We start from the raw sequence: 10,717 nt of genomic DNA on the forward strand, positions 1-10,717 counted from the left end.
CAAACGCCCCCACGCGGCATCCGAAAGACTACGAGTACGAGACATCCCACCATGATCTCGTTCATCCCACCTCGGGGTTAGGAGACACGCCCTAGGTCCTACCACTGCTCGGACTGTGCGCTGGGGCGTCCTGCCCCGGCGCCGGCGCCCTTGGCCTGGCGCGGCTTGCGGTTGGCGTCGCCCGAGAAGCGGGTGTCGCCGTCGCGCTTGGGGAAGTCCTTCTTGAAGGGCTTCTTGAACTCGCCCGCACCGCGGTTGCCCGCAGGCTTGCGCCCCTTGTCGAGTTCCAGGTGGATCAGCTCGCCACCGATGCGCGTCTTGGAGAGCGCGCGCAGCTGGTCCTTGGAGAGATCGGCCGGCAGCTCCACGAGGCTGTGGTCCGCACGGATGTCGATGCCACCGATCTGCGAGGAGGACAGGCCGCCCTCGTTCGCGATGGCCCCGACGATCGAGCCCGGCATCACGCGCTGGCGACGCCCCACCGCGATGCGGTAGGTGGCGTTGCCCTCGGTGAGCGTGCGCGTCGGGCCGCGGGACCCGAAGGCGTCCTTGCGACCGTCGGCGCGCTCGCGCTGGCCTGCGGGGGCCACCGGGATGTCCTGGACCAGGACGGGCTGGCCGCCCTGCGCCATGATGGCGAGGGCCGCGGCGATCTCGGCTGCCGGCACGTCGTGCTCGATCTCGTAGTTCGCGATCAGGTCGCGGAACAGCGAGACGTCCTCGGTGGCCAGTGTCGTGGTGATCTTCTCGGCGAACTTGTTCAGGCGCAGCTCGTTGATCTTCTCCGTGGAGGGCAGCTGCATCTGCTCGACCGGCTGGCGCGTGGCCTTCTCGATGGAGCGGAGCAGGTACTTCTCGCGAGGGGTGATGAAGAGGATCGCGTCACCCGAGCGGCCCGCGCGGCCGGTGCGGCCGATGCGGTGCACGTAGGACTCGGTGTCGTGCGGGATGTCGTAGTTCACGACGAGCGAGATGCGCTCGACATCGAGGCCACGGGCGGCGACGTCCGTGGCGACGAGGATGTCGATCTTGCCCTCGCGCAGCGCCTCGACGGTGCGCTCGCGCTGCTGCTGGGGGATGTCTCCGTTGATGGCTGCTGCCGAGAAGCCCCGTGAACGCAACTTGTCCGCCAGGTCTTCGGTAGCCATCTTGGTGCGGACGAAGGCGATGATGCCGTCGTAGTCCTCCACCTCGAGGATGCGGGTCATCGCGTCCAGCTTGTGCGGGCCCATGACCTGCAGAAAGCGCTGGCGCGTGTTGGTGCCCGTCGTCGTCTTGCCCTTGACCGAGATCTCGGCGGGATCGTTCAGGTACTTCTTGGCGATACGACGGATGGCCGGGGGCATCGTCGCCGAGAACAGGGCAACCTGCTTCTCGGCCGGGGTGGAGGAGAGGATCTGCTCCACGTCCTCGGCGAAGCCCATGCGCAGCATCTCGTCGGCCTCGTCGAGCACGACGTACTCGAGGTTGGACAGATCGAGCGAACCCTTGGAGATGTGGTCGATGACGCGACCCGGGGTGCCCACGACGACCTGCGCGCCGCGGCGGAGCCCGGCCAGCTGGGGTCCGTAGGGCGAGCCGCCGTAGACGGGCAGGACGGTGAAGCCCTCCATGTGCTTGGCGTAGGAGGCGAAGGCCTCCGCGACCTGCAGCGCGAGTTCGCGGGTCGGTGCGAGGACCAGGACCTGCGTGTTCTTGCTGGGGCCCCCATTGACGTCGGCGAGCTCTGCCATCTTCGACAGCGCGGGGATGGCGAACGCGGCGGTCTTGCCGGTGCCGGTCTGGGCGAGGCCGACGACGTCGCGGCCCTCGAGCAGAGCGGGGATGGTCGCTGCCTGGATGGGCGAGGGCTTCTCGTACCCGACGTCGGTCAGCGCTGCGAGGACGCGGCGGTCGAGGTTCAGGTCGGTGAAGCGGATCTCCGCGGCGTCGTCGTCGTCGGCCGGTGCGGCAGGAGCCGTCGAGGTCTCGTCGATGACGGGAGTGGAGTCGGTGGTCTGTTCGGACAGGTTTTCAGGCACGGGAAATAATCCTCCAGGTAGGTGCCGGACGGCCCTGGCAGGATGGAGCCCGCAGCGCCGAATGAACATAGGAATCCGGCACTGTTTCAATCCCGGCGCCGAACTCCTGGCCACACGGTGTTCCCTGCTGTCTCAGCAGTGACGTGTGACGTTTCTTCTAGCCGGCGCTCCCTGATGAATCTGCTCGCGAGTCTGTGCTCCGAGCCCCAACACAACCAATCCGACCTGAGAAGGCGGACGTAAAGGGAATACCGGTGTGGGGGATGTTCCCAGTCTACGGCACGTCGGCGTCGCACCGCTCCAGAAGGGCGACGCCTGCCGGGTGACGTTCGGCACGTCAGGCCGGAGCGGCCACCTTGAGTGCCTGCAGGGCGGCCTTCCGCACCTGCGGGGTGAGCGTCACGGAACCGTCGGCTGCGGCCTCGAGCAGCGCCCGTGCCCGCGTCCCGTCGAGACCCGCATAGACCTGGGCGGCGGTGACCCCGTGGTCCGGAACACGGCTGATCCGGATCGGGTCCCCGGCCGTGATGCTGCCCCTCACCACCACGCCCAGATAGGCTCCCACCCGGTTGGCCTCGCTGAACCGCTTCACCCAGGACGTCTCCCCCAGGTACCGCGCGAAGTTCACGCACGGCGTCCTCGGCATCGTGACCTCGAGGACCACCTGGTCCCCCACACTCCAGCGTTCGCCGATGACCGCGTTGGAGGCGTCGATCCCGGACACGCGGAGATTCTCGCCGAAGAGACCCGGTGTGACGTCCCGCCCCAGCTGTGCACCCCAGAAGTCGGCGTCCTCCTGCGAGTAGGCGTAGACGGCCTTCGTGGGTCCGCCGTGATGCTTGCGGCTGGCCTGGATGTCGCCCGTGAGACCCAGCGGGTGGACGTTCACGGGCCCGACGACGGCCCGCTTGTCGATCGCGGTGACGCCGGTGGAGTCCCTCGTGGGCAGGAGGTCGTGTACGCGGCATACCGCGAGGAGGGTGCCGGAGGTCATGGCCATCATCCTAGGCGGCGTCCCGGCCGTGCCGGGGACCCCGTGCTCACGGCTCGAACCTGTACCCCATGCCGCTCTCCGTGACGAAGTAGCGGGGCGCACCCGGGTCGGGCTCGAGCTTCTTGCGCAGCTGCGCCATGTAGACGCGGAGGTACTGCACGTCCTTCGCGTAGGCGGGCCCCCAGACGTCCAGGAGCAGTTGCTGCTGCGACACGAGCCGGCCGGGGTGACTGATCAGCCGGTCGACAATCTTCCACTCGGTGGGGGTCAGCCGGATGTCCCTGCCCTCCCTGACCACGCGGCGCGCACCGGCGTCGAGCGTGAAGTCGGGGGTCTCGATGACCGGTGCCTCGGCCGCGATGGCCGACCGCCGGGCCGCCACGCGGAGCCGGGCCAGCAGTTCGTCGAGGCCGAAGGGCTTGGTCACGTAGTCGTCGGCGCCCGCGTCCAGCGCGTCCACCTTGTCCTGCGACCCGTGCCGCGCCGACAGCACGATGATGTGGACCTGCGACCATCCGCGGATCCGCCGGATGACGTCCACGCCGTCGAGGTCCGGCAGGCCGAGGTCCAGCACGATGATGTCCGGGTGGTGCTCGGCGGCGGCGGCGAGCGCGGTCTCGCCGTCGACGGCCGTCACGCACTGGTACCCGTAGGCGCGGAGGTTGATCTCGAGGGCTCGGAGGAGCTGGGGCTCGTCGTCGACCACCAGCACGCGCGTCACGGCTCCGCCACTCCCGTCGAGATCGGGAGGCGGATGACGAGCGTCAGGCCGCCGCCCGGCGTCTGTTCGGCGTCGAGCACGCCGCCCATCACCTCGGTGAAGCCTTTGGCGACGGCGAGTCCGAGCCCGACGCCGGCACCCGACGGCGCGTCGTCGAGGCGCTGGAACGGTCGGAACATGGCGGCGACGTCGTCCCGCGACACGCCGCGACCGTGGTCGATCACGCGCAGCTCGCTGGCGGGGAAGCCGTTGATGAGCGCCTTGCCGGTCCCCCCGACGGACGCCGTCACCTCGATGGGCGATCCGGGGGCGTACTTCACCGCGTTCTCCACGATGTTCGCGAGCACGCGCTCGAGCAGCCCAGGATCCGCCTCGATCGCGGGGAGATTCGGCGGGATGGTGACGTGCACGCGGTCCGGGGGGATGCTGGCGAAGGCCGGCCCGACGACGTCGATCCACCGGAGCGGGCGCAGCAGCGCGTTCACGGCATCGCCCGTGATGCGCGACATGTCAAGGAGGTTGTTGACGAGGGCGTCCAGCCGGTCGGAGTAGTCCTCGATCGTCTCGAGCAGCTCGTCCTCCTCCTCTCGGGAGAAGCTCACCTCGGAATGCCGGAGGCTGCTGACCGCCAGTTTGATGCCGGCCAGGGGCGTCCGGAGGTCGTGGGACACCGACCGCAGGATGGCCGTGCGCATGACGTTGCCCTCGACCAGGCGCCGGTTGGTGCGTGTGCTCCTGATCAGTTCCTGCCGCTGGAGCATGGACCGCAGCTGCCCGGCGAAGGCGGTCAGGAGACCCCGCTCGCGCGCCGACAACTGGTGGCCGTACAGGGCCAGGAAGACGTCACCGTCCACCGGCTCGACGGTGGACGCCGCCTCCTGTGTCCAGGCATCGGCAGCGCCGTCGCGCCCTCCCGGTGCAGTGCCGCGCCGGTCGGGCTGCCGTTCGGGGGTGTCACGTACCGCCAGCGCCGTCCGCTCCGCGCTTGCGCTGCCCGCCGGTGCCGCGTCGTCCCCCTCGGCGTCCGTCGGGTCCGTGGTGCGGTCGAAAAGGGCGACGGCGTCGACGTCGAACTGGGTCTGCACGTGCCGCAGGAAGCCCTGCAGCGTGTCCTCCTCCGCGAGCGCGCCGCGGGCCAGCTCTCCGAGCAGCGCCGCCTCCTGCTGGGCCAGTGCCGCCTCGCGGGACCGCTGCGCCGAGAGGCCGACCACGAGGGAGACGGTAACCGCGACGGCGATGAAGATCAGCACCGTGACGAGGTTCTCGGCATCCGAGATCTCGAGGGACCCGAACGGCTCGGTGGAGGTGTAGTTCAGGATGATGCTGCTCCACAGTGCGCCCAGCAGGGCCGGCCAGAGGCCGCCGATCAGGGCGACCGCGATGACGCAGGCGAGCTGGAAGAGGACATCGACCGCGAGCAGCGAACCGCCGGCCCTGAACACGGCCGCCTCGAGCAGCGGGGGCAGGACCAGGGCGACGGCGCACGCGACAGCGACACGCAGGCGCCCGACGGGAGCCGCGAGGGTACGCCGCGCCGCCGGTGCCATCAGCGGTGCGTGGTGCCGGGGAGGGCGTCGTCGCGCTCGGCGGGGTGGTCCGTCCCGGATCCGGCGTCGGCGATGCTGTGCTCGTGGCCCGGCGCCGGCAGCGACCACCGGGCGCGGGACAGGAGGACCCAGAAGACGGTGATCGCGAGCGCGCAGAACACGCCGGCGCTCGAGGCCATGAGCCACCCGGTGGTGAGCTGCGCATTGAGGTCCTCGGCCCCGAACAGCAGGCCTATCGTCTTCGGCGAGTAGATGAAGACCAGGAGGGTGGGCACGAAGAGGACTGCCGCTGTCTTCCGGTAGGCCGACAGGCCCGCGGGCAGCCCGGCGGCCTGGCCGGCGAGGACCGCGAGCACCACGGCGATCCAGACCCAGTGGTGTGACCACGAGATCGGCGAGATGAGGAGCATCAGCAGCGAGGTCGTCGCGATCGGCAGGAAACGGTCGCCGCTGCGCCTCGAGGCACGGATGACGTACGCGGTCGCGGCGACGAGCAGGAGGGAGATGACAAGCCACGGGACGGTGGAGGGGAAGCCGGGCCCCATGAAGTGGAGGATGGCCCCACGGATCGAAAGGTTGTCCACATACCCCTCGCCGCCGATGCGCCCGGTGTCCCGCAGCATCTGCAGCCAGTACGTCGCGGACTCGCCCGGCAGCAGGAGGAATCCGACGGCGATGGTCCCGAAGAAGCCGCCCGCCATGGTGAACAGCTGCTTCCATTCGCCGCGGACGAGGAAGTACAGGCCGAAGACCAGCGGGGTCAGCTTGATGCCGGCCGCGATGCCGGTCAGCAGGCCGGTCGGCATGCGGCGGTGAGGCCCGGAGAGGAGGTCCGCGGCGATCATCGCGAAGAGCACGATGTTGACCTGCGAGAACGCCATGGTCTCCCGCCAGGGCCCGAGGAGGCACACGAGGCCGGTCCCGGCGATCGCGAGCGGCAGCGCGGTCGGATGACGGAGCACGTCGCGGACGGCGCGGAAGCCTCCGAGGTATCGGGTGATGAGCAGCGACGTCGCGGCCGCGATGAGGACGGACAGCGCGACGAAGAGCGCCGCCCCCGTCTCCGCACTCACCAGTGTCAGCACGGTGAATGCCAGCGCGGCGAACGGCGGATAGGTGAAGAGCAGGGAGCCCTCGCCCTCCCCGAAGGACCGCGAGTACAGCGAGCCGTCGCCGTCGACCACGGACTGCCCGCCCATGCGGTACACCCGGAAATCGAGGCCGATGAAGTCGGCCCAGGCGAACGCCCAGGCCGCCAGGGCCGCGGCCACCGCCACTGCGGTCACCAGGCCCAGCACCCGGGTTCCCGCCGACACTGGAGCACTGCGCTGGCTCATGCTTCTCCTCGAGGAATCGGGCGCTGGAACCGATCCGGGAAACCCGACGAACGGCTCATCCAGTGTAGGCACGCCCCCGGGCGCTCCCCGCGTGCCGATATGGTGGAAATCACCGACCCCCTTGTGAAAGGTCTCACCACCCATGTCGCACGCCAGCGGAAACACCGCCCCCGTCATCGCCATCACCAACGCCCACGTCGTCCCGATCGACGGCGAACCCTTCGACGGCACCGTCGTCGTCGAGGACGGCCGCATCACGGCCCTCGGCGCGACCGTCTCCGTGCCCGACGGCGCGACCGTCGTCGACGCGGCCGGCAAGTGGCTGCTCCCGGGCTTCGTGGACGCCCACGTCCACCTGGGCACGCACGAGGAGGGCGAGGGCTCCGCGGGTGACGACACCAACGAGATGACCAACCCGAACACGGCCGGCGTCCGGGCGATCGACGCCATCAACCCCTTCGACCCGGGCTTCGACGACGCCCTCGCCGGCGGCGTGACCACGGTGAACGTGAACCCGGGGTCCGGCAACCCGATCGGCGGGCTCGCCGTCGCCCTCCACACGCACGGGCGGTACCTGGAGGAGATGGTGCTGCGCTCCCCCAGCGGTCTGAAGTCGGCGCTGGGCGAGAACCCCAAGCGCGTGTACGGAGGCAAGGACAAGACGCCGTCGACGCGCCTCGGTACCGCGCTCGTCATCCGCGAAGCGTTCATGAAGGCCCAGAACTACATGGGCAAGGCCGACGAGAACGCGCGCGACCCGCACCTCGAGGCGCTCGCCATGGTGCTGCGCCGCGAGATCCCCTGGCGCCAGCACGCGCACCGGGCCGACGACATCGCCACCGCGATCCGGATCGCGGACGAGTTCGGATACGACCTCGTCCTGGACCACGGCACCGAGGCGCACCTCCTCGGCGACGTCCTGGCCAAGCGCGGGACCCCCGTGCTGATCGGTCCCCTCTTCACCACGAAGTCCAAGGTGGAGCTGCGGGGCCGTTCGATCGCCAACCCCGGCAAGCTCGCGAAGGCCGGGGTGGAGATCTCGATCATCACCGACCACCCGGTCATCCCGATCAACTTCCTCGTGCACCAGGCGACGCTGGCCATCAAGGAGGGACTCGACCGCGAGACGGCCCTGCGCTCCATCACCATCAACCCCGCGAAGGTCCTCGGACTGGCCGACCGCCTCGGCTCGCTCGCCGTGGGCAAGGACGCGGACCTCGTGCTGTGGAGCGGTGACCCGCTCGATGTCATGCAGCGTGCCCTGCAGGTCTGGATCGGCGGCACGGAGGTGTACTCCTACGACACCGGGACCAGCACCGGCACCGTCGCGCCGAGGGGCTAGGACCCCCCTTGGCGAAGCCCCTGCCGCCCCGGCCGTTCACCCTGCGTGCCGCCCTCGTCCTGTGGCTCGTGATCGCGGTCCTGCTGCTCGTCGCCGCCGGCACCTTCATCACGTCGTCGGCCGTGCAGGACTTCGACCGCGCCGGGTTCATCGGCCTCGGGGCGCTCTTCGGGGCGCTCGCCGTCCTGCAGCTGCTCCTCCTGCTCCCGCTGCGCCGGGGCAGGAGGGGCGCGCGCGAGCTGCTGAGCACCATCGGCATCATCGCGGGCGTGCCGATCGTGGTCCGCGGAACGCCCGGACTGTCGCTGATCGCAGGCGCGATGCTCGTCGCGGTGCTGCTCATGTGGCTGCCGCAGAGCAGCGACTACTTCCAGCTGACGCAGCCGAAGGCGAAGAAACGCCTCCGGCTGCCGGGGTCGCGCCGGCCGTAGCGTTTCCCGTCGCCGCGTATCCGACGTCGCGACCCGTCGCCGCGTTTCCCGTCACCGCGTATCCGACGTCGCGACCCGACTCGGACGCCCCTGACCGCCGTCGTTCCCCGTGGTCACCACCCGGACCCGTGTCGGCGGGCGATACGCCGGACGCGCAGCCGGCCCGCGCCCGGAACGCGTTCACGAAACCTCTCCTGACCCGCCGCCCGCCGAGCCTGGCCGCAACCGGAACACCTGCCGAAGCCTCCCCCGACCCGCCGTACGCCGGCGGGCCGCCGTCGTACCCGGCTGGTGAAACCGGGAACTCCATGTGAACGTGTGGCCACCGACGGGTGAACCACGGTTGAACGGGTAGCGTTGCGGTACTAGGATCTTCTGGACCCGAGAACGGGTGCGATGTCAAGGGTGTACGGCGAACACACGGGCATCTGGAACGCAAGGTGGCGTATGTCTGACCCGATTCATCCGGCGACCCGACGGGTCGGCGCCGCAGTGGGACGTGCCCTGTCCTACGTCCTCCTCTGGGCCGGGCTCGTTCTGCTCATCGCCGCCGTGGGCATCCGCTTCCAGTGGGGTCAGATCTCCGTCAACCAGATGCTCCTGAACCTCGTCTCCGTGGAGACCGACGGCGGGGGCGGGTCGCTCGTGTGGAGCGGCATCCTGGGTGTCGGGGTCCTGCCCCTGCTCATCACCGTCGGGATCGCGCTCTGGCAGCGCTCCCGGCGCAGGCGCCTGCGCGACGGCGAGGACGCGCGGGTCCGGCGCTCACCGTGGATCGGGCGCACCGTCGCCACGGTCCTGGTCGCCGGCGTGGTGGTGGGGGGCACCACAGCCTTCTCCAGCGCGGTGGGCATGCGTGACTACATCAAGGCGGCGAACTCCGAGTACGACCTCGGCGAGTACCACGTGGATCCGACCATCACCGGCGACGAGCAGAAGCGCAACCTGGTGCTGATCTACCTGGAGTCGGGCGAGGCCACCCTCGAGGACGACCAGCTGTTCGAGAAGGACGCCTTCGCTCCCCTGAAGGACGCCACGAAGGCCGCTGACGGGTGGCAGAGCATCGACGGCCTCCAGCAGTACAGGGGTGGAGGCTGGACCATGGCCGGGGTCGCCTCGACCCAGTGCGGGATCCCGTTGAAGGGCGGCGGGTCCGCGACGGTCAGCGGCTCCCCCAACGAGCTCGGCAGCGACGTCGACACCTATCTGGGCGGTGCGACCTGCCTGGGCGATGTGCTGGACGATCACGGGTATACGAGCGTGTTCATGGGCGGAGCCAATGCATCCTTCGCTGCGAAGGACACCTTCCTGGGGACCCACGGCTACTCCGAGGTGAAGGATCTCGCCGACTGGCGCGCCGCCGGCGAACCGGAGACGAGTTTCCGCAGCGACTGGGGCCTGAGCGACAAGCGTCTCCTGGCCTACGCCCGGGACGAGATCGATGCGCTGCACGCCGAGGCGGAGCAGACCCGCCGGCCGTTCAACCTCTCCATCCTGACGCTGGACACCCACGAGCCCGTGCACGTCTACGACTACTGCCCCGTGGACACGCAGGACGAGCTCACCTCCGTGTTCTCCTGCTCCATGACCGAGGTGGCAGGATTCGTGGACTACATGAGGGACCAGGGCTACCTCGACGACACCGCCGTGGTGATCATGGGCGACCATCTCAAGCACATGAATGCCAACGACGCCTTCCACGAGCAGCTGGACGATCATCCCGACCGCACCATCTTCAATCGGATCTGGGTGCCGGGCGCAGGCGGCGGGGCAGGCGACGGCGACGCAGCGGTTGACGCCGGCGCCCTCCGCCCCCGCGTGGACCAGTTGAACATGTACCCGACCATCCTGGAGGCCGCGGGCCTGAGCCTGAAGGACCGGCAGGCAGGGCTCGGGGTGTCGGCTTTCGCCTCGGAGGTCCCGGACGGGTCGGCGCAGGCCATGGCACCGGGCCCCTACGGGGAGTTGCTCGATGCACGCTCCGCGGACTTCTACGCGGACGCCTGGGGCGCCGCGGACGCCGCTCCATAGCCGCACCCGGTAGCGCGGCCTGGAACACCGCCGGGAACTCTGCCGGTGGCCCTGCCGGGAAGACATCGCCCGAGAGAGCGATGAGCGGGCAGCACGCGATGAACGGCAGGACCGGATGAGCGGGCAGGACCGGGCCCCGGACATGGAAAAGGCCCCTTCCGGAGAGGGGGCCTTTCGCCTGACGAACGAGTGGACGGACTAGGGCGTGTCTCCTAACCCCGAGGTGGGATGAACGAGATCATGGTGGGATGTCTCGTACTCGTAGTCTTTCGGATGCCGCGTGGGGGCGTTTG

8 protein-coding genes are annotated in these 10,717 nt (G+C 69.6%); 3 read left to right on the forward strand and 5 right to left on the reverse strand.

What is annotated here, in order from left to right:
- Window positions 1-98: 98 nt before the first annotated feature.
- The 5 genes from IWX63_RS15690 to IWX63_RS15710 form a co-directional block, all read right to left on the reverse strand.
- On the reverse strand, window positions 99-2,021 hold the full coding sequence (locus IWX63_RS15690) for a DEAD/DEAH box helicase (RefSeq protein WP_442859137.1): 1,923 nt from the start codon (window positions 2,019-2,021) through the stop codon (window positions 99-101).
- Window positions 2,022-2,358: 337 nt separating this feature from the next.
- Window positions 2,359-3,015, reverse strand: a complete 657-nt coding sequence (locus IWX63_RS15695) for an MOSC domain-containing protein (RefSeq protein WP_199279093.1) — start codon at window positions 3,013-3,015, stop codon at window positions 2,359-2,361.
- Window positions 3,016-3,061: 46 nt separating this feature from the next.
- Window positions 3,062-3,736: a response regulator gene (locus tag IWX63_RS15700; protein WP_199279094.1), complete on the reverse strand. Its 675-nt coding sequence runs from the start codon at window positions 3,734-3,736 to the stop codon at window positions 3,062-3,064.
- Window positions 3,733-5,283 (reverse strand): sensor histidine kinase, encoded by a 1,551-nt coding sequence (locus IWX63_RS15705; RefSeq protein WP_199279095.1) that lies wholly within the window; start codon window positions 5,281-5,283, stop codon window positions 3,733-3,735. Before IWX63_RS15705 ends, IWX63_RS15700 begins: the two co-directional genes overlap by 4 nt.
- Complete coding sequence (locus IWX63_RS15710) at window positions 5,283-6,620, reverse strand: glycosyltransferase 87 family protein (protein ID WP_199279096.1); 1,338 nt, start codon at window positions 6,618-6,620, stop codon at window positions 5,283-5,285. The genes IWX63_RS15705 and IWX63_RS15710 overlap by 1 nt, the downstream gene beginning before the upstream one ends.
- Before the next feature lie 142 nt (window positions 6,621-6,762).
- Between IWX63_RS15710 and IWX63_RS15715 the strand changes: the two genes are divergently transcribed.
- The 3 genes from IWX63_RS15715 (at window position 6,763) to IWX63_RS15725 (ending at window position 10,424) form a co-directional block, all read left to right on the forward strand.
- The gene (locus IWX63_RS15715) at window positions 6,763-7,962 is read left to right on the forward strand and encodes an amidohydrolase (protein WP_199279097.1); all 1,200 of its coding nucleotides are present in this window, start codon (window positions 6,763-6,765) and stop codon (window positions 7,960-7,962) included.
- Between the two features lie 8 nt (window positions 7,963-7,970).
- The gene (locus tag IWX63_RS15720) at window positions 7,971-8,393 is read left to right on the forward strand and encodes a hypothetical protein (protein ID WP_199279098.1); all 423 of its coding nucleotides are present in this window, start codon (window positions 7,971-7,973) and stop codon (window positions 8,391-8,393) included.
- Window positions 8,394-8,840: 447 nt separating this feature from the next.
- Window positions 8,841-10,424 carry a sulfatase-like hydrolase/transferase gene (locus IWX63_RS15725; RefSeq protein WP_199279099.1) on the forward strand — a complete coding sequence of 528 codons (1,584 nt, stop codon included), beginning with the start codon at window positions 8,841-8,843 and terminating at the stop codon, window positions 10,422-10,424.
- Window positions 10,425-10,717: the final 293 nt, after the last annotated feature.

Origin of the sequence: Arthrobacter sp. CAN_A2 (assembly GCF_015752045.1) — a bacterium.
GTDB lineage: Bacteria > Actinomycetota > Actinomycetes > Actinomycetales > Micrococcaceae > Arthrobacter_D.

Bases quoted from the DNA above. Each gene is read 5' to 3' on its own strand.
- IWX63_RS15715 (WP_199279097.1), top strand. From the start codon at position 6,763: ATGTCGCACGCCAGCGGAAACACCGCCCCCGTCATCGCCATCACCAAC.
- IWX63_RS15705 (WP_199279095.1), bottom strand. From the start codon at position 5,283: ATGGCACCGGCGGCGCGGCGTACCCTCGCGGCTCCCGTCGGGCGCCTG.
- IWX63_RS15725 (WP_199279099.1), top strand. From the start codon at position 8,841: ATGTCTGACCCGATTCATCCGGCGACCCGACGGGTCGGCGCCGCAGTG.
- IWX63_RS15710 (WP_199279096.1), bottom strand. From the start codon at position 6,620: ATGAGCCAGCGCAGTGCTCCAGTGTCGGCGGGAACCCGGGTGCTGGGC.
- IWX63_RS15695 (WP_199279093.1), bottom strand. From the start codon at position 3,015: ATGACCTCCGGCACCCTCCTCGCGGTATGCCGCGTACACGACCTCCTG.